The 17,847-nt window shown below is 73.4% G+C and carries 18 protein-coding genes; 8 read left to right on the forward strand and 10 right to left on the reverse strand.

What is annotated here, in order from left to right:
- Window positions 1–103: 103 nt before the first annotated feature.
- From BUB17_RS14900 to hflX, 3 genes are read right to left on the reverse strand one after another with little or no spacing between them, the layout of a single operon-like run.
- Window positions 104–1,153 (reverse strand): hypothetical protein, encoded by a 1,050-nt coding sequence (locus BUB17_RS14900; protein WP_175561376.1) that lies wholly within the window; start codon window positions 1,151–1,153, stop codon window positions 104–106.
- Window positions 1,125–1,859, reverse strand: a complete 735-nt coding sequence (locus BUB17_RS14905) for a phosphatase PAP2 family protein (RefSeq protein WP_244277229.1) — start codon at window positions 1,857–1,859, stop codon at window positions 1,125–1,127. The genes BUB17_RS14900 and BUB17_RS14905 overlap by 29 nt, the downstream gene beginning before the upstream one ends.
- A 57-nt stretch (window positions 1,860–1,916) precedes the next feature.
- The gene (hflX, locus tag BUB17_RS14910) at window positions 1,917–3,407 is read right to left on the reverse strand and encodes a GTPase HflX (protein WP_072919357.1); all 1,491 of its coding nucleotides are present in this window, start codon (window positions 3,405–3,407) and stop codon (window positions 1,917–1,919) included.
- Between the two features lie 165 nt (window positions 3,408–3,572).
- Between hflX and BUB17_RS14915 the strand changes: the two genes are divergently transcribed.
- Window positions 3,573–3,782 carry a hypothetical protein gene (locus BUB17_RS14915; protein ID WP_072919287.1) on the forward strand — a complete coding sequence of 70 codons (210 nt, stop codon included), beginning with the start codon at window positions 3,573–3,575 and terminating at the stop codon, window positions 3,780–3,782.
- A 67-nt stretch (window positions 3,783–3,849) separates the two neighbouring features.
- On the opposite strand, the gene dapF is transcribed toward BUB17_RS14915, so the two are convergent.
- Genes dapF through BUB17_RS14930 form a run of 3 tightly spaced genes read right to left on the reverse strand, consistent with a single transcriptional unit; the run spans window position 3,850 to window position 6,349 of the window.
- The gene (gene dapF / locus BUB17_RS14920; RefSeq protein ID WP_244277230.1) at window positions 3,850–4,719 is read right to left on the reverse strand and encodes a diaminopimelate epimerase; all 870 of its coding nucleotides are present in this window, start codon (window positions 4,717–4,719) and stop codon (window positions 3,850–3,852) included.
- Window positions 4,716–5,639 (reverse strand): tRNA (adenosine(37)-N6)-dimethylallyltransferase MiaA, encoded by a 924-nt coding sequence (gene miaA / locus BUB17_RS14925; RefSeq protein WP_072919288.1) that lies wholly within the window; start codon window positions 5,637–5,639, stop codon window positions 4,716–4,718. The genes dapF and miaA overlap by 4 nt, the downstream gene beginning before the upstream one ends.
- Complete coding sequence (locus tag BUB17_RS14930; RefSeq protein WP_072919290.1) at window positions 5,636–6,349, reverse strand: class III extradiol ring-cleavage dioxygenase family protein; 714 nt, start codon at window positions 6,347–6,349, stop codon at window positions 5,636–5,638. The genes miaA and BUB17_RS14930 overlap by 4 nt, the downstream gene beginning before the upstream one ends.
- A gap of 40 nt (window positions 6,350–6,389) precedes the next feature.
- Between BUB17_RS14930 and BUB17_RS14935 the strand changes: the two genes are divergently transcribed.
- Window positions 6,390–8,063, forward strand: coding sequence for a DUF349 domain-containing protein (locus tag BUB17_RS14935; protein WP_072919291.1), 1,674 nt, complete (start codon window positions 6,390–6,392; stop codon window positions 8,061–8,063).
- A gap of 58 nt (window positions 8,064–8,121) precedes the next feature.
- Here BUB17_RS14935 and miaB read toward each other — a convergent pair whose 3' ends face one another.
- Entirely contained in the window at window positions 8,122–9,600 is a 1,479-nt protein-coding gene (gene miaB / locus BUB17_RS14940) for a tRNA (N6-isopentenyl adenosine(37)-C2)-methylthiotransferase MiaB (RefSeq protein ID WP_072919293.1), read from the reverse strand.
- Window positions 9,601–9,719: 119 nt separating this feature from the next.
- Between miaB and BUB17_RS14945 the strand changes: the two genes are divergently transcribed.
- From BUB17_RS14945 to ctaD, 6 genes are all read left to right on the forward strand, one after another.
- Window positions 9,720–10,475, forward strand: a complete 756-nt coding sequence (locus BUB17_RS14945; protein WP_432416393.1) for an amino acid ABC transporter ATP-binding protein — start codon at window positions 9,720–9,722, stop codon at window positions 10,473–10,475.
- 21 nt (window positions 10,476–10,496) lie between these two features.
- Window positions 10,497–11,387, forward strand: coding sequence for a glutamate ABC transporter substrate-binding protein (locus tag BUB17_RS14950; RefSeq protein WP_072919296.1), 891 nt, complete (start codon window positions 10,497–10,499; stop codon window positions 11,385–11,387).
- Window positions 11,388–11,467: 80 nt separating this feature from the next.
- Window positions 11,468–12,115 carry an amino acid ABC transporter permease gene (locus tag BUB17_RS14955; protein ID WP_072919298.1) on the forward strand — a complete coding sequence of 216 codons (648 nt, stop codon included), beginning with the start codon at window positions 11,468–11,470 and terminating at the stop codon, window positions 12,113–12,115.
- The gene (locus BUB17_RS14960; RefSeq protein ID WP_072919299.1) at window positions 12,112–13,017 is read left to right on the forward strand and encodes an amino acid ABC transporter permease; all 906 of its coding nucleotides are present in this window, start codon (window positions 12,112–12,114) and stop codon (window positions 13,015–13,017) included. The genes BUB17_RS14955 and BUB17_RS14960 overlap by 4 nt, the downstream gene beginning before the upstream one ends.
- A gap of 160 nt (window positions 13,018–13,177) precedes the next feature.
- Window positions 13,178–13,534 carry a hypothetical protein gene (locus BUB17_RS14965; RefSeq protein WP_072919301.1) on the forward strand — a complete coding sequence of 119 codons (357 nt, stop codon included), beginning with the start codon at window positions 13,178–13,180 and terminating at the stop codon, window positions 13,532–13,534.
- 101 nt (window positions 13,535–13,635) lie between these two features.
- The gene (ctaD, locus tag BUB17_RS14970; protein WP_072919303.1) at window positions 13,636–15,396 is read left to right on the forward strand and encodes an aa3-type cytochrome oxidase subunit I; all 1,761 of its coding nucleotides are present in this window, start codon (window positions 13,636–13,638) and stop codon (window positions 15,394–15,396) included.
- A 243-nt stretch (window positions 15,397–15,639) separates the two neighbouring features.
- Here the strand turns inward: ctaD and BUB17_RS14975 are convergent, their stop codons facing one another.
- The 3 genes from BUB17_RS14975 to BUB17_RS14985 all read right to left on the reverse strand — a co-directional run bounded on the left by BUB17_RS14975 (window position 15,640) and on the right by BUB17_RS14985 (window position 17,727).
- Window positions 15,640–16,308 carry a regulatory protein RecX gene (locus BUB17_RS14975; RefSeq protein WP_072919304.1) on the reverse strand — a complete coding sequence of 223 codons (669 nt, stop codon included), beginning with the start codon at window positions 16,306–16,308 and terminating at the stop codon, window positions 15,640–15,642.
- 2 nt (window positions 16,309–16,310) lie between these two features.
- A complete protein-coding gene (gene recA / locus BUB17_RS14980) occupies window positions 16,311–17,345 on the reverse strand; it encodes a recombinase RecA (protein ID WP_072919306.1) in 1,035 nt (344 codons plus the stop codon).
- Window positions 17,346–17,532: 187 nt separating this feature from the next.
- Window positions 17,533–17,727: a DUF3046 domain-containing protein gene (locus tag BUB17_RS14985; RefSeq protein ID WP_041241587.1), complete on the reverse strand. Its 195-nt coding sequence runs from the start codon at window positions 17,725–17,727 to the stop codon at window positions 17,533–17,535.
- Window positions 17,728–17,847 lie beyond the last annotated feature (120 nt).

The raw sequence follows: 17,847 nt of genomic DNA on the forward strand, positions 1-17,847 counted from the left end.
GAGCGTGCGAGCGGTGAGGAGGACGGGGTCCTTCTGCCTGCAAGGGGGCCGTCAGGGCTCGGGGCGGACCCCGGGACGGGGCCAGCAGTCCGTCGGCGCGGCGTCAGTCGCGCCGGCGGACGAGCTTGCCGCCGAGCCAGACCACGACGCCGGCCACGAGGGCGGCGGCCACCGCGGCCGCGACCGGGGGCGGCCCGTCGTCGGCGGAGAGCAGGCCGGTGACCGAGCCGCCCGCCGACGCCGCGTCCGTGGCCGGGGCAGCCGGCAGCGGGACCACGGTGACGTCGCTGGGCAGCCCCTCCCCTGCGACGACGAGCGCCGCGGAGTCGCTGGTGAAGCTCACCGCCTCGCCCTGGGCCGCCTCGGGCAGGGCCACCCGGCGGGGCTCGCCCGCCAGCGCCGCCACGACGTCGGACCCGGTCAGCGGCCAGACGTAGGCGTCGGTGTAGGTGCGCAGCGCGACCCACCGCTCGTCGGGCGACACGGCGCCGCCGGTGACCATGAGCTGCCCGGCGCGGCCGACGGGTCCGCCCGGCGTCCCGGTGAGCACGAGGTCGACCCTCCCCACCTCGGTGAGCCCGACCGTGCCGTCCTCGACGAGCGGCGACGCCGGCCGGTACACCGCGCTGGCCCCCAGGACCTCCTTGGTCACCAGGTGGGGCGTCCCGTCGGGGGCGAGCAGCAGCGCCTCGACGTCCCGTGGTCCGTCGGGGTAGGCGAGCCGGAAGACCGAGCTGCTGCCGTCGGCGTGCAGGGCCAGCAGGGCCACCGTCGACCGGGTCCCGGTGTTGTCGCCGGTGTCGGCGAGCCAGACCGTCCCGTCGACGGCCAGCGCCAGGTCCTCCGGGTCGTAGGGGTCGACCGGCGCGGAGTGCACCGTGACCACCGCGCAGGTGCTGTCGAGCACGTACACGTCGAGCGAGTCGCCGCCGTCGTTGTGCACCAGCATCCGGTCGCCGACCTCGACCAGCCCGGAGACCTCGGGCAGGCGGGGGTCGGTGAGCTGGCAGCGCGTCTGCGGCGGTGCGGGGTCAACCGCCTGCGCGGACGCCGGCAGGGCGGTGCCGAGGACGAGCGTCAGCGCGAGGCCCGTCCCGGCCGCCAGACGTCGCCCCCTGGCTCCGCTACGCGGACGACCGGCCTGCTCGGGCACCGGGCCAGCGTGACACCACGACGTGGTCCACGACGTGAACCACGCCCAGCAGCAGGATGCCGACGGCTGCCCCGACGACCGCGTCGGTGACCCAGTGGAAGTCCAGGGACACCATGGCCACGCCGGTGGCCACCGGGCCGGCGACGCTGAGCACCCGGGCGGTCTGCTGCACCCACGCCGCGAGCCGGTACTGCACCACCTGCCAGCGGGCGACCCCCCACATGAGCACGGCGTTGGCGACGTGCCCGGAGGGGTAGGAGGCGCCGTCGCGGTGGAAGAAGGACCCGGGGTAGGCCGGGGCGGTGCGTCCGGTCCCGTACTTGAACGAGTAGACGACGGCGGTCAGCAGCACCAGCGCGAGGAGCACCCGCACCAGCGGCACGACGGTGCGGAACCGCCACCCGAGGTAGCCGACCAGCCCGGCGAGGACGATCAGGATGAAGCCGCGCCCGCCGAGCTGGGTCACCGCCCACACCGGCCAGTAGGCGGCCGAGTCCTTCAGGTCCCAGACGCTGACCACCTCGGAGACCCGCAGGTCCATCCGCTCGAGCACGCCGCGGGTGAGCAGGTCGACGGTCACCGCGACGGTGACGATCCCCGACAGCAGCACCAGCCACCGCGGCGGGCGGCCCACGGGGACCTCCGGCCCGGCGGCGGCGTCCGAGGAACTCGCCCCGGGACGCCGCCGTACCGCGCCACTGGTCACGCGGCAACGGTACCGGGCCGTGACCTGACCGTGACCTCGCTCGACCAGGGGAGCGTGTCAGGCGACGGGCGTCGCGAACCCCTCGAGCGCGGCAGCCAGCGCGCCGTCCACCCGCGCGCTGAGCCGGGTGCCACCGGCCTCGTGGGTCTCCTTGAGCACCTCGCCGTCCCGGTGCACGCGGGCGACCAGGTCGCCGCGGTCGTAGGGCACCAGCACGTCGACCTCGACGTCGGGGTGCGGCAGCCGGGCCGCGACGACCTCGCGGAGCTGCTCGATGCCGCTGCCCGTGCGGGCCGACACCCAGATCGCGCCCGGCAGGGCCCGGCGCAGGGTGAGGACGTCCTCCTCGCTCATCGCGTCGACCTTGTTGACCACGATGAGCTCCGGCACCGCCGCCGCGTCGATCTCCCGGAGGACGACGTGCACCGCGTCGATCTGGCCCAGCGGGTCGGGGTCGGAGCCGTCGACGATGTGCAGCAGCAGGTCGGCGGCGGCCACCTCCTCCAGCGTGGAGCGGAAGGCGTCGACGAGCTGGTGCGGCAGGTGCCGCACGAAGCCCACGGTGTCGGTGAGCGTGTACTCGCGACCGTCCGGGGACTGCGCCCGGCGCACGGTCGGGTCCAGGGTCGCGAACAGCGCGTTCTCGACCAGCACGCCGGCGCCGGTGAGCCGGTTGAGCAGGCTGGACTTGCCGGCGTTGGTGTACCCGGCGATCGCCACGCTCGGGACGGCGTTGCGCCCGCGGGCCGAGCGCTGGGTGGCCCGGGCGGTGGCCATGCCGGCGATCTCGCGGCGCAGCCTGCTCACCCGCGCCCGGATCCGCCGCCGGTCGGTCTCGATCTTCGTCTCACCCGGACCGCGGGTGCCGATGCCGCCACCGCCGGCGACCCGTCCACCGGCCTGCCGGGACAGCGACTCACCCCAGCCGCGCAGCCGCGGCAGCATGTACTGCATCTGAGCCAGCTCCACCTGCGCCTTGCCCTCCCGGCTCGACGCGTGCTGGGCGAAGATGTCGAGGATCAGCGCGGTCCGGTCGACCACCTTGACCTTGAGGATCTTCTCCAGCGCGTTGAGCTGGCCGGGTGTCAGCTCGCCGTCACAGATCACCGTGTCGGCGCCGGCCGCCGCGACGATGTCGCGGATCTCGGCGGCCTTGCCCGACCCGACGTAGGTACCGGCGTCGGGCTTGTCGCGGCGCTGGCTGACGGCCTCCAGCACCTGCGAGCCCGCGGTCTCGGCCAGGGCGGCCAGCTCGGCGAGGGAGCGGTCGGCGTCGGCCTGCGTCCCCTCGTTCCAGACACCGACCAGCACGACGCGCTCCAGGCGCAGCTGGCGGTACTCGACCTCGGTGACGTCGGCGAGCTCGGTGGACAGGCCGGCGACGCGGCGCAGCGCACCGCGGGCCTCGAGCGCGTAGGAGCCGGTCGTCTCGTCCGGCTCGTCCCGGCCCTCGTCGGAGCGGGGGGCCTCCTCGGCGGGTGCGGGCGCGGCCCGGAGGGCGCGCTCCTCGGCGTCGGTGAGCACGGCGCGGTTCTGTGCGGTCGTCATCGTCTCCAGCGTGGCAGACCCCAGCACCTGGGGCATCCGAGTTGTCTCCTGCGCTTGTGTCATCGACCCGTACAACACCGCAGCCGCCGCGGACCATCCCGCACGCGTGGCCGGGTCGTCACCGGGTAGGGCCGGAGCACGACCGACCACAGGAGGAGGCTCGAGATGAGCGAGACGGGCAGCAGCGCGGCGGGGGCCGACGAGCAACTCGACGACCCGGGCCGGGACCCCGTGGGCCTCAACCCGCCGCGCAACCCCCTGGGCGGCGGCCCCGACCAGGACAGCGGCCGCGGCCGGCCCTCCGGCAGCCCGGGCACCGCCGGCGAGTCACTGATGCCCGAGGCGCCCGAGGACACCGAGACGCCGAAGACCTGAACAACGCCCCCTGTTCCCCACCACTCGCAGCTCGTGGCGGGGCCCTGCAGCGGGCCCGCCCGGCGGGTCAGCTACCGAGCCACTCGGGGGTCAGCTCGCCGGTCGCCACCACGACCGCGGGGCCGGACAGCACCGTCGTCCGCTGGTCGACGGTCACGCCCAGCCGGCCACCGGGGACGTCGACGGTGACCGTGCCGGTGGTCGCTCCGGCGGCCTCGAGCGCCGCCCAGGCCGCCGCGCAGGCGCCGGTCCCGCACGAGCGGGTCTCCCCCACCCCGCGCTCGGACACCCGCAACCGCACGTGCCGGCCGGCCTCGACGACGTTGACGAACTCGACGTTCACACCGTCCGGGAACAGCCCGGCGTCGACCGCCGGGGCCCTCGTGAGATCGAGGGTGTCGACGTCGACGTCGGTGAGGACGGCCAGGTGCGGGTTGCCCATCGACACCGCGCGGCCGGGGAACGACGTGCCGTCGAGGTGGGCGTCGCCGGCGCCGAACGGCCGGGCCGGGCCCATGTCCACCCAGTAGCGGCCGTCGGCCGCCGCACCGACCCTTCGGGGACCGCCGCGGGTGCCGACCCAGATCCCGTCGGCGCAGGCGGCCCGCTCGACGAGCCCCTCGGTGACCAGCACGTGCAGGAACAACCGGATCCCGTTGCCGCACATCTCGGCCGTGGAGCCGTCGGCGTTGCGGTGGTCCATGAACCACTCGCACCGCCCCAGCGCCTCGCCGAGCACGGCTCGGGCGTCGGGCACGTGCACACTGCGGACGACGCGCAGCACGCCGTCCCCACCGAGGCCGGCGCGCCGCTCGCACAGCCGCCGGACCATCGCCGCGTCCAGCCGGCTCTCCGGCCAGCCGGTGCCGTCGGGGTCGGGCAGGACGACGAAGTCGTTCTCCGTGCCGTGGCCGATCAGCACCCGGTGCGCGCTCACCGGTCCAGCGTACGAGCGGTGATCACCCCGAGGGCGGCCTCCACCAGATCGGGCCGGGCGGCGTCGAGCCAGGTGGTCGCCGGGTCGCGGCGGAACCACGAGCGCTGTCGGCGGACGAACCGGCGGGTGGTGCTCACCGTGCGCTCCCGGGCCTCGGCGGGCGTCAGCGCGCCGTCGAACTGGGCCAGCACCTGCGCGTACCCCAGCGCCCGCGAGGCGGTGGGGCCCTCCCGCAGCCCGTCAGCGGCGAGCGCCGCCACCTCGGCGACGAAGCCCGCGGCCCACATCCGGTCGACCCGGACGGCGACCCGCTCGTCGAGCTCGGCCGGTTCACGGTCCAGCCCGACGACGACCGCCGGGTAGTGCGGCCGCGGCTCGGGCAGCGTCGCGCGGAACGGCCCGCCGGTGATCTCGACGACCTCCAGCGCCCGCACGATCCGCCGCCCGTTCGACGGCAGGACGGCGGCCGCGGCGGCGGCGTCGCGCGCGGCCAGCCGGGCGTGCAGCGCGGCCGGGCCGACCTCGGCGAGCTCGGCCTCCAGCCGGGTCCGGACGGCCGGGTCGGTGCCGGGGAAGTCCAGCTCGTCGAGGACGGCGCGCACGTAGAGCCCGGAGCCGCCGATCAGCAGCGGCACCACCCCGGCCGCGCGCAGCCGGTCGACCTCGGCGCGGGCCAGCCGTCGGTACTCGGCCACCGACGCCGCCTCCCGCACGTGCCAGAGGTCTAGCAGGTGGTGCGGCACGCCGTCCCGCTCGGCGACGTCGGGCTTGGCGGTGCCGATGTCCATGCCGCGGTACAGCTGCATCGAGTCGGCGTTCACCACCTCGCCGCCCAGCCGGTGCGCCAGGGCGACCCCGAGGGCGGTCTTGCCGGTCGCGGTGGGGCCGACCAGCGCGACCACCGGCGGCAGACCGCTCACCGCACGCTCCAGTCGGCCACCAGGTAACCGACGCCGAAGGGCGCCTCGTGCGCGTGCAACCGGCCGGTGACCTCCCGGCCGGCCAGCACGGCGCCGACCGCCCGCCAGGCGGGCACGCCGGCGGCGAGCAGCCGGGCGCCCTCCGCGGGGTCGAGCGCGGCCAGGGCGCCGGGGTCGCCGGCGGCGAGCGCGGCGGCAACGGCCTCGTCGAAGGGCTCGGCGGCCTCGTCCAGGTGGCCGGGCGCCTTGAGCGAGCGCCGCGCCGAGCCGTCCCCCATCACGAGGACGGCGACTGGAGCGGCGCGCCCGGTCAGGGCGCCGGCGAGGTCGTCGGGGCCGACGCCGAGGCGGGCGCCGGCGTACCCGGCCCCATCGAGCAGCCAGGCGCCGAGCGTGTGGGCCAGCGGCGTGCGGCGCCCATCGGACCGGGCCCGTCCCGCGAAGGGCACCTCCAGGTCGACGCCGAAACCGCGGAGGTCCCCGCCGTCGCCGTCCCCGAAGCGCCCGCAGCCGGGCTCTCCGCCGACCACCACGACCAGCTCCGGCCGGGCAGCCAGCACCGCGCCGACCGCGGTCGCGCAGGCCGCCCGCAGCGTCGCGGTGTCCGCTGCCGCCCGCCCGGCCACGGCCGGCACCAGCAGCGGCGGGCAGGGGCAGAAGGCGACGGCCGACGGGGTCGCGCGGGACCGAGCGGCCGGGGCTGAGCTCACGGCAGCAGTCTCCCGGATGCGTCGTGGGAGACTCCGACACGTGTCGAGCACGGAGAACGCCGGAAACCCCTCGCAGCAGCTGCCCCAGCCCGAGACGGCCGGATCCGAGGCGGTCGCCCCCGAGGCGGGGACGGCGGCGGCGCCCGGCCCTGGCGACGCCGCTCTCGCCGACCCGACCGCGGGGGCCGCCACCGAGCAGGCCCCGTCGGAGGCCGCCCCGGAGGCGCCCGCACCCGGGACCGACGGTCCCGAGGGCACCGCTCCCGACGCCTCCGCGCCCGAGGGCACCGCCCCTGAGGGCACCGCTCCCGACGCCTCCGCGCCCGAGGGCACCGCTCCCCAGGGCACCGCTCCCCAGGGCACCGCTCCCGACGCCTCCGCGCCCGAGGCCACCGCTCCCGACGCCTCCGCGCCCGGAACCGCCACTGCCGAGACCGCCGCCCCCGGGACGCCCGCACCCCAGCACGCCGTCCCGCACCCGCCCGTCGACGCGGCCCCGGCGTCCGACCCCGCCCAGTGGGGTCGGGTGGACGAGGACGGGACGGTCTACGTGCGCACCGCCGAGGGCGAGCGCGCGGTCGGCTCGTGGCAGGCCGGCGACCCCGCCTCAGGGCTGGCCCACTACGCCCGCCGCTACGACGACCTCGCCACGGAGGTATCGCTGCTCGAGGCGCGGCTGCGGGCGCACACCGGCAACCCCAGCGAGATCAAGGCCAAGGCGCAGTCGCTGGCCGAGTCCATCCCCACCGCCACAGCCGTCGGCGATCTCGACGGGCTGGCCACCCGCGCCCGGGCGATGGTGGAGACCGCCGACTCCGCGGCCGCCGAGTCCCGGGCGGAGAAGGCCGCCGCGCGGGCCGCGCAGGTCGCCCGCAAGGAGGCGCTGGCCGCCGAGGCCGAGCAGATCGCCGCCGAGTCGACCTCGTGGAAGGCCGCCGGCGACCGGCTCAAGGCCATCGTCGAGGAGTGGAAGACCATCCGCGGCATCGACCGCAAGACCGACGAGGCGCTGTGGAGCCGCTTCGCCGCCGCCCGTGACGCGTTCGGCCGCCGCCGGGGCGCGCACTTCGCCGCCCTCGACGCGCAGCGCGGCGAGGCCCGCGCGGCCAAGCAGGAGCTCATCGCCGAGGCGCAGCGGCTTTCCACGTCGACCGAGTGGGGCCCCACGAGCGCCGCCATGCGCTCGCTGATGGACCGCTGGAAGGCCGTTCCGCGCACCGGCCGCGACGGCGACGACGACCTGTGGAAGCAGTTCCGCGCGGCGCAGGACGTCTTCTTCAGCGCCCGCGCCGAGTCCGACAAGGCCCGCAACGCGGAGCAGCTGGCCAACCAGCAGGCCAAGGAGGAGATCCTCGCCGAGGCCGAGAAGCTCGATCCGTCCGGCGACCTGCGCGGAGCCCAGAACGTGCTGCGCAAGCTGCAGGAGCGCTACGACGCCATCGGCCACGTGCCGCGCGGCGCCATGCGCCAGCTGGAGGACCGGATGCAGGCCGTCGAGCAGCGCATCCGCGGCGCCGTCGACACCTCCCGCCCGCGGGTCGCCCCGGAGAACCCGATGGTCACCTCGATGCGGCAGGCGGTGACCAAGGCCGAGGAGCAGCTCGCCAAGGCCGAGGCCGCAGGCGACGGCCGCCGGATCGAGGACGCCCGGGCGAACCTGGCCACCCGCCGGGAGTGGCTGGCCGAGGCCGAGAAGTCGGCGTCCCGCCGGTAAGGACCCCGTCCTCCCCACCCTTCGCAGGCTCAGGGCGGGACCCGGGACGGGGCCGAGGTCAGCCGCAGCCGCCGACCGGGGCGAGCGGAGCCGGGACGCCGACCCGCGGCATCCCGAGCGACACGCCGGGGGTGCTCGGCCGGGTCCCGGCCTCGTGCGCGTCCCCGGCACGGGTGCGGCGGTGCGACCGCAGCGGACCGTCGGCGACCAGGTGGTGCGGCGCGGCCTGGGTCACCACGGTCTCGACGACGTCACCAGGCCGCACGCCGTCGGCGGCCGTGAAGTGCACCAGCCGCCCGTCGCGGGCGCGGCCGGACAGCCGCCCGGTGCGGGCGTCCTTGCTGCCCTCTCCGGCAGCGACCAGCAGCTCGACGGTCCGGCCGACCTGGGCCCGGTTCTCCGCCCAGCTGATGTCGTCCTGCAGCGCGGTCAGCCGCAGGTAGCGCTCCTGCACGACCTCCTTGGGCAGCTGACCCTCCATCTCCGCGGCCGGCGTCCCGGGCCGCTTGGAGTACTGGAAGGTGAACGCGCTGGCGAAGCGGGCCTGACGCACCACGTCGAGAGTCTGCTCGAAGTCCGCGGCGGTCTCGCCGGGGAAGCCGACGATGACGTCGGTCGTGATCGCGGCGTCGGGCATCGCGGCCCGCACACGGTCGATGATCCCGAGGTAGCGGTCCTGCCGGTAGCCGCGGCGCATCCGGCGGAGGACGTCGTCCGACCCGGACTGCAGCGGCATGTGCAGCTGGTGGCAGACCGCCGGCGTCTCGGCCATCGCGGTGATGACGTCGTCGGTGAACTCGCGGGGGTGCGGGCTGGTGAAGCGGACCCGTTCGAGGCCCTCGATCCGCCCGGTCGCGCGCAGCAGGTCGGCGAACGCGCCCCGGTTCCGGAACTCGACGCCGTAGGCGTTCACGTTCTGCCCCAGCAGCGTCACCTCCAGCACGCCCTGGTCGACCAGCGCCTGCACCTCGGCCAGGATCTCGCCGGGCCGGCGGTCCTTCTCCTTGCCGCGCAGCGCCGGGACGATGCAGAACGTGCAGGTGTTGTTGCACCCGACGCTGATGGACACCCAGCCGGAGTAGGCGGAGTCCCGCTTGGCCGGCAGCGTCGACGGGAAGACCTCGAGGGCCTCGGCGATCTCCACCTGCGCCTCGGCGTTGTGCCGCGCGCGCTGCAGCAGCGCCGGCAGCGAGCCGACGTTGTGCGTGCCGAAGACGACGTCCACCCAGGGGGCCCGCCGGACGATCTCGCCGCGGTCCTTCTGCGCCAGGCAGCCGCCGACGGCGATCTGCATGCCGGGGTTGGCGTCTTTCGCCGGGCGGAGGTGGCCGAGGTTGCCGTAGAGCCGGTTGTCGGCGTTCTCCCGCACCGCGCAGGTGTTCAGGACGACGACGTCGGCGTCGGTCCCCTCGGGGGCGGCGGTGTAGCCGGCGGCCTCCAGCAACCCGGAGAGGCGCTCGGAGTCGTGCACGTTCATCTGGCAGCCGTAGGTGCGGACCCGGTAGGTCCGCCCGGCAGCCTGCAGGTCGGTCGTCATGACGGAACGAGGGTACGGCGACCCGATCGGGTGTCCCCGCCTCACTCGGCAGGGCTTCGTTACGCCTTCGTGATCGCCGGAGACCGATGGCGTCGTTCGCCGCCTCTAGGGTTCCCCGGGTGACCAGCCGTACCGCCGGAGAGCCTCTCGTCCGCCTGTCCGGGGTCGACAAGTGGTTCGGTGAGCTGCACGTCCTGCAGGACATCGACCTGTCGATCGACCGCGGCGAGGTGGTCGTCGTCATCGGCCCGTCCGGGTCGGGCAAGTCGACGCTGTGCCGGACGGTCAACCGGCTCGAGCCCATCGACTCCGGTGAGATCACCATCGACGGCCAGCGCCTGCCGGAGGAGGGCAAGGAGCTCGCCCGGCTGCGGGCCGACGTCGGCATGGTGTTCCAGAGCTTCAACCTCTTCGCCCACAAGACGATCCTCGAGAACGTCACCCTCGGCCCGATCAAGGTGCGCAAGCAGGGCAAGGGCGAGGCCGAGCGGCGCGCCCGCGAGCTGCTGGACCGGGTCGGGGTCGGCGTGCAGGCGAACAAGTACCCGGCACAGCTCTCGGGCGGTCAGCAGCAGCGGGTCGCCATCGCGCGCGCCCTGGCGATGGACCCGAAGGTGATGCTCTTCGACGAGCCGACCTCCGCGCTGGACCCCGAGATGATCAACGAGGTCCTCGACGTGATGATCTCGCTGGCCCGCGACGGCATGACGATGGTCGTCGTCACCCACGAGATGGGCTTCGCCCGCCGGGCGGCCAACCGGGTCGTGTTCATGGACGGTGGCCGGATCGTCGAGTCCGCCGCCCCCGAGACCTTCTTCACCAACCCGCAGTCGGACCGGGCCAAGGACTTCCTCGCGAAGATCCTCACCCACTGAGCCCGGTAGAGAGGAACGCACATGCGCATCACCCGCTACGCCGCCACCCTGGGGGCCCTGGGCCTCGTGCTCGCCGGCTGTTCCAGCGAGGCCGGCCAGCAGGCCGAGGAGGCCACCGAGAACGCCCCCGAGGTCGCCCAGGACGTCGAGTTCCCGGCCGGGAGCACGATGGCCGAGCTCGCCGAGGCCGGGACGATCACCGTCGGCACCAAGTTCGACCAGCCCGGCTTCGGTCTGGCCAACCCGCAGGGCGTGCCCGAGGGCTTCGACGTCGAGGTCGCCAAGATCATCGCTGGTGAGCTGGGCATCGCCCCCGAGGAGATCGAGTGGAAGGAGACGGTGTCGGCCAACCGGGAGTCGTTCATCCAGAACGGTGACGTCGACGTCGTCGTGGCCACGTACACGATCAACGACGCCCGCAAGCAGCTCATCGACTTCGCCGGGCCCTACTACGTGGCCGGCCAGGACATCATGGTCGCCACGGGCAACCCGCTAGCCATCGAGGGCCCCGACGACCTCGCCGGCAAGCGGGTCTGCTCGGTGGAGGGCTCGACGCCGGCCCAGAACATCCGGGACAACTACCCGGAGGCCCAGCTGACGCTGTTCGACGTGTACTCCAAGTGCGCCGACGCTCTGCGCAACGGCCAGGTCGACGCGGTGACCACCGACAACGTCATCCTCACCGGCCTCGTGCAGGGCGGTCAGGGCGCGTTCGAACTGGTGGGCAACCCGTTCACCGAGGAGCCGTACGGCATCGGCCTGGCGAAGGGTGACGACGAGTTCCGCGGCTTCATCAACGACACCCTCGAGCAGGCCTACGAGGACGGCTCCTGGGCCGCAGCGTGGGACCGCACCGCGGGCGCCATCACCGGCACGGAGGCTCCCGAGCCGCCGGCGGTCGACCGCTACTGAGCGACCGGATCCCCTGACGCCGCCGGGCGGGGCTTCCCGCCCGGCGGCGCCTCGCCGTCCCGACCCGGAGAGGAGGCGCCGTGGACTTCGTACGCGAGAACTCCGACCTGTTCCTCGATGCGTTCCTGACCACCCTCGGCCTGTCGCTGCTGGCCGGCCTGCTGGCGCTGGTGCTCGGCACCCTCCTCGCCGCGATGCGCGTCAGCCCCATCCCCCCGCTGCGCGGCCTGGCCACCTTCTACGTCGAGACCTTCCGCAACACGCCGCTCACGGTGGTCTTCTTCTTCATCATCTTCGGACTGCCGCAGATCGACTTCGTCATCGGCTTCTTCCCGGGGGCCGTCCTGTCGGTCGGCCTCTACACCGCAGCCTTCGTCTGCGAGGCGGTGCGCTCAGGAGTCAACGCGGTGTCGGGCGGCCAGGCCGAGGCCGCGCGGGCGCTCGGGCTGACCTTCGGGCAGTCCCTCCGCGAGGTCGTCCTCCCCCAGGCCTTCCGGACCGTGGTCCCGCCCCTGGGCAACGTGCTGATCGCGATGGTGAAGAACACCTCCATCGCCGCAGGCTTCTCGGTGAGCGACCTGAGCTCGCTGCTGCCCCGGTTGGTCAACGCCGACGCCGGTGACCTGACGCTCGTGCTCGTCGGCGTGGTCGTGGGCTACATGGTCATCACCCTCCCGTCCGCCCTGGCGATCAACCAGATCGAGCGCCGGGTGGCGATCCTGCGATGACGACACCCGTCCTCTTCGACGTGCCCGGCCCGAAGGCCCGCCGGCGCATCCGCATCGGCACGGCGGTCGGCGTCCTCGTCGTCGTGGCGATCGCCGCCCTCGTCCTCGTCCGCCTGGCCGGCAACGGCCAGCTGGAGCCACAGCGCTGGGCCGTCCTGTTCGACCCGGCCAGCCAGGTGCCCCAGGCACTCGGCCAGGCCCTGCTGCGCACGCTCCAGGTCGCGATCGTCGGCATGGTGCTGGCCACCGTGCTGGGTCTCCTGCTCGCGGTCGGCCGGCTCTCGGAGCACCGCTGGGTCGGCGTGGTCGTCACGACGCTGATCGAGTTCTTCCGCGCAGTACCGCTGCTGGTCCTGATCTTCGCGCTCTACTTCCTGCTCCCGAAGTTCGGGATCCGGCTCAGCGCGTTCTGGGCCCTCGTGGGTGGCCTGGTCCTCTACAACGCCGCGGTGCTCGCCGAGATCTTCCGCGCCGGCATCCTGTCGGTGGACCGCGGCCAGCGCGAGGCCGCCTATGGCCTCGGTATGCGCAAGACGCAGGTCATGACGCTGGTGCTGCTCCCGCAGGCGGTCCGGCGCATGCTGCCGGTGCTCATCGCCCAGCTCGTCGTGCTGCTCAAGGACACCTCGCTGGGCTTCATCATCAGCTTCCCCGAGCTCCTGCGCGGGGCGCGTGGCCTGGTGGAGTTCTTCACGCTGCAGTTCGGCAACCAGTACACGTTCCAGCTCTACGTCGCCGCCGCGGTCATCTACATCGCGATCAACCTGGTGCTGTCGTGGCTGGCGCGGTATGCGGAGGGGCGCACCCGTCGCAACGCGAAGACGGCGGCCACGACGCCGACCGAGCTGCCCGCCGACGTGCAGATGGGTGGTGGCGGCGGCGTCATCCCAGCGGCCCGGTGACGCCGCCGCCGGGTGGGGCTGCCGGGTTCCGCGGCGGTTCCACCCGGCGGCCGGGCTGCCGAGAACTGCGACGTGGACACCGCCCTCCGCCCCGCCGTGCCCCCCGCTCCCGGCGCCGGTGCGCCGTCCGGCGGCTCCTCCGGACGCCGCCCAGGAGTTCGTGACCCGGCTGCGTGCCTCCGCGGCCTCCCTCGCCGCCGCCGCGAGCGCCGACACGGCCGTCGTGCGGGAGGTCGTGCCCCCGGCCCGTCACCGGCGCTCGCGGTGCCGGGTGGTGCTGCGTTTCGCCGCGGGTGAGGAGACCGACGTGACCTTCCTCGGGCCGGTGAGCTCCGCGGCCGCGGCGCCCGAGCGGTCCTTCGACCTGCAGATCCGGGCGTGGCTGTCCACGGAGCTGGGTCGCGAGGGCAGCTGGCTGGTGGCCGACGACGAGGCGCCGGACGGCGTCGCCGTCGACGTGACTGCCTGGTCGGCGACCGACCACTCCGCGGAGGAACCCGCTCCCGGCGCAGGATGACCGGCCCAGGGGCGTTCCGGCTTCCCTGACCTGCGTCGGTGGGTCACCATGGGAGCAACAGCTCCGAGCCGGAGGAGCGCGGTCGCCCCTGGGAGTCCCGCATGACCGCTCTGGCCCCGCAACCCATCGTCACGCGCTCGAGCACCGCTCCGGCGCCGGCAAAGGGCTCGCGGCTGTCGAACCTGCTGCGGACCACCGACCACAAGACCATCGGCCTGATGTACCTGGTCACGTCGTTCGTGTGGTTCATCATCGGCGGGCTGATGGCGATGCTCATCCGCGGGGAGCTGGCCCGGCCGGGGCTGCAGTTCCTGTCGCCGGAGCAGTACAACCAGCTGTTCACCATGCACGGCACGATCATGTTGCTGTTCTTCGCGACGCCGCTGTTCTTCGCCTTCGGCAACCTGATCATGCCGCTGCAGATCGGCGCCCCCGACGTCGCCTTCCCGCGGCTGAACTCCTTCTCCTACTGGCTGTTCCTCTTCGGCTCCACCCTCGCGGTGTCCGGCTTCTTCACCCCGGGCGGGGCCGCCGACTTCGGCTGGTACGCCTACACGCCGCTGTCCGACGTGGCGCACAGCCCCGGGGCCGGCCCCGACCTGTGGATCGCCGGCCTGGCGGTGTCCGGCCTGGGCACCATCCTCGGCGCGGTCAACTTCACCACCACGATCGTCTGCCTGCGGGCGCCGGGGATGACGCTGTTCCGGATGCCGATCTTCTGCTGGAACACGCTGGTCACCAGCCTGCTGGTGCTCTTCGCCTTCCCGATCCTCACCGCCGCGCTGTTCGCCCTGCTGGCGGACCGGCAGATCGGCGCGCTGGTGTACTCGGAGGAGAACGGGGGGCCGATGCTGTGGCAGCACCTCTTCTGGTTCTTCGGGCACCCCGAGGTCTACATCATCGCGCTGCCGTTCTTCGGCATCGTCACCGAGATCATCCCGGTGTTCAGCCGCAAGCCGCTGTTCGGCTACAAGGGCATGGTGTTCGCGACCATCGCCATCGGCGCCCTGTCGGTGACGGTGTGGGCGCACCACATGTACGCCACCGGTGCGGTGCTGCTGCCGTTCTTCGCGTTCCTGACCTACCTGATCGCCGTGCCGACCGGCATCAAGTTCTTCAACTGGATCGGCACCATGTGGCGCGGGCAGCTGACCTTCGAGACGCCGATGCTGTGGTCGATCGGCTTCATGGTCACCTTCCTGCTCGGTGGGCTGACCGGCGTGCTGCTGGCCAGCCCGCCGCTGGACTGGCAGGTCAACGACAGCTACTTCGTCGTCGCGCACTTCCACTACGTGGTCTTCGGGACCGTCGTGTTCGCCGCCAACGCCGGCATCGCCTTCTGGTTCCCCAAGATGTGCGGCCGGATGCTCGACGAGCGTCTCGGGAAGCTCCAGTTCTGGATGACGCTCATCGGCTTCCACGGCACGTTCCTGGTGCAGCACTGGCTCGGCGGCGAGGGCTTCCCCCGCCGTTACGTCAACTATCTACCGACCGACGGCTTCACCACGCTGAACACTGTGTCGACGATCTTCTCGTTCATCCTGGGTGCCTCCATCATCCCGTTCCTCTTCAACGTGATCCGGTCGTGGCGCCACGGGCCACTGGCGCTGCGGGACGACCCCTGGGGCCACGGCAACTCGCTGGAGTGGGCCACGTCGTCCCCGCCGCCGCGGCACAACTTCACCGAGATCCCGAAGATCCGCTCCGAGCGGCCGGCGTTCGAGGCGCACTACCCGCACCTCATCGAGCGGCTGGAGCAGGAGAAGCACGTCGGCAAGCGGCACGAGCCCTACGCCGGCGTCAGCGAGATCGGCCTCAGCGGAGGGCAGCGGCAGGGCAGCAGGGACCCGGACCCGACCTGAGAGCGGCCCCGCTGCACGTTCCCACCCCTCGTAGCAAGGACCCCGTCCTGCCCACCCTTCGCAGGCTCAGGGCGGGGTCCGGGACGGGACCGGCGGTGCTCTTGAGGGGGGCGCTCCGCCCCCGCCCCTCGTCGGTGGACCCTCGCCCCGAGCCCTTCGCGAGCTCAGGACACCCCGGGTGAGGGCTGGACCACGGGCCATCCGCACCGCGTCGTCGGCCCCGACGTGGAGGCGGCCGGCAGGTCACGGTAGCCAGGCGTCCAGGCCCTGCCCGTGGTGCGAGCCCGGCTCGGCTTCCTCCGCGTGACCGGACCGGTCCTCATCGAGTGCCTCGCGGACCACCCAGGCGGCCAGCCCGGAGCCGTAGCCCTTGCGAGCCAGCATGCCCACCAGCCGGCGCTCGGCGGTGACCCGGTCGACCCGCCGCATCCCGGGCATCCGACGCTGCACCAGGCGACGGGCCGCATCCCACTCGTCCTGGTCGTCGACGAGGGCGACCGCCTCCTCGGCGACCTCGCCGTCGACGCCCTTGGCACGTAGCTCGGCCTTGAGTGCGCGCCGCGCCAGGCCTCGCCCGGCCTGGCGCGAGGTCACCCAGGCCCGGGCGAAGGCTGCGTCGTCGATGAGCCCCACCTCGCCGAACCGGTCCAGGACCAGCTCGGCGACGTTGTCGGGGATGCCGCGCTTGGCGAGCAGGTCGTCCAGCTGCTGACGGGTCTTGGGGGCGCCGGTCAGCGCCCGCAGGCAGATCGACCGGGCGATCTGCTCGGGGTCGCCCGGGTCGTCCTCGGAGTGCGGGTCGCCGGCCGGCAGGGCGGCGTCCGGATCGCCCGGGTCAGGGGACGAACCGGAGCGCCGCCCGCGTCGTCGTCCGGGAGCCGAGCGCTCCCGGGCCTCGGGCCAGCCGCCCACCGTCAGAAGTCGGGCTGGTCGGCCGCGACCGGCTCATCCAGCTTCGCGCCGATGCCGAGCTTCTCCTTGACCTTCTTCTCGATCTCGTCGGCGAGGTCGGGGTTGTCGCGCAGGAAGGTGCGGACGTTCTCCTTGCCCTGGCCGAGCTGGTCGCCCTCGTACGTGTACCAGGCACCGGACTTGCGGATGAAGCCCTGCTCGACTCCGGCGTCGATCAGGCCGCCCTCACGGCTGAAGCCCTGACCCCACAGCAGGTCGAGCTCGGCCTGCTTGAACGGCGCGGCGACCTTGTTCTTGACGACCTTCACGCGGACCCGGCTGCCGACCGCCTCGGTGCCCTGCTTGAGGGTCTCGATGCGGCGGACGTCGAGCCGGACCGACGAGTAGAACTTCAGCGCGCGGCCACCGGTGGTGACCTCCGGCGAGCCGTACACGACGCCGACCTTCTCGCGCAGCTGGTTGATGAAGATCGCGGTGGTGCCGGAGTTGTTCAGCGCACCGGTGATCTTGCGGAGCGCCTGGCTCATCAGCCGGGCCTGCAGACCGACGTGGCTGTCGCCCATCTCGCCCTCGATCTCGGCGCGCGGCACGAGCGCGGCGACCGAGTCGATGACGATGACGTCGAGCGCGCCGGAGCGGATGAGCATGTCGGCGATCTCCAGCGCCTGCTCACCGGTGTCGGGCTGGCTGACCAGGAGCGCGTCGGTGTCGACGCCGATGGCCCGGGCGTACTCGGGGTCGAGCGCGTGCTCGGCGTCGATGAACGCCGCGATACCGCCGGCGGCCTGCGCGTTGGCCACCGCGTGCAGGGCGACCGTCGTCTTGCCGGAGGCCTCGGGGCCGTACACCTCGATGACGCGGCCGCGCGGCAGGCCACCGATGCCGAGGGCGATGTCGAGGGCGATGGAGCCGGTCGGGATGACCTTCATCGCGACCTCGGGGCTGTCCCCCAGCCGCATCACCGAACCCTTGCCGAACTGCTTGTCGATCTGGGCGAGGGCCATGTCGAGGGCCTTGTCACGGTCGAGCGTTGCCATGGTGCTCACCTTCGAGAAGTCGCGATGCCGTGTGTCTTCGAGCGGGTCGGTGTCGACGCTAGAGCGGGGGGCTGACACTTCCGGGGGATCCGGTCGACCTGTGGAGGAACGCCCGGCCTGTGGACTGCGGCACCAATCTAGACCGAACGTGTGTTCGACTGTCAGCGTGACACGCCGTTCCCGCGACTCAGCGCTCCTTGCGCGGCACGTCGAACTCCTCGCAGATCGCCAGCCACACGCGCCGCACCGGCAGTCCGGCATCGATGGCCTCGACGGCGCTGCGCCCGCCCAGCGAGCTGAACACGTGGTCGCGGGCCACGCTCTCCGCGCGCATGGGGCCGAACTGCTCGCGGAGCCGGGACCAGAAATCCTGCAGTCGCACGACCCCGACGCTAGCGCGCACGCGGCCGGGTCCGCTCCGCTCCCCGGGCTCCTACGCTGGCTGCGTGATCGGCACCGGCTCGGCCAGCCTGGACCTCCTCCTCGAGATCGGCATCGCCCT

Source organism: Geodermatophilus obscurus, assembly GCF_900143215.1.
GTDB classification, from domain to species: Bacteria; Actinomycetota; Actinomycetes; order Mycobacteriales; family Geodermatophilaceae; genus Geodermatophilus; species Geodermatophilus obscurus_A.

Coding starts and splice junctions, on each gene's coding strand:
- hflX (WP_072919357.1), bottom strand. CDS start 3,407: ATGACGACCGCACAGAACCGCGCCGTGCTCACCGACGCCGAGGAGCGC.
- BUB17_RS14915 (WP_072919287.1), top strand. CDS start 3,573: ATGAGCGAGACGGGCAGCAGCGCGGCGGGGGCCGACGAGCAACTCGAC.
- miaB (WP_072919293.1), bottom strand. CDS start 9,600: ATGACGACCGACCTGCAGGCTGCCGGGCGGACCTACCGGGTCCGCACC.
- BUB17_RS14950 (WP_072919296.1), top strand. CDS start 10,497: ATGCGCATCACCCGCTACGCCGCCACCCTGGGGGCCCTGGGCCTCGTG.
- BUB17_RS14960 (WP_072919299.1), top strand. CDS start 12,112: ATGACGACACCCGTCCTCTTCGACGTGCCCGGCCCGAAGGCCCGCCGG.
- ctaD (WP_072919303.1), top strand. CDS start 13,636: ATGACCGCTCTGGCCCCGCAACCCATCGTCACGCGCTCGAGCACCGCT.
- recA (WP_072919306.1), bottom strand. CDS start 17,345: ATGGCAACGCTCGACCGTGACAAGGCCCTCGACATGGCCCTCGCCCAG.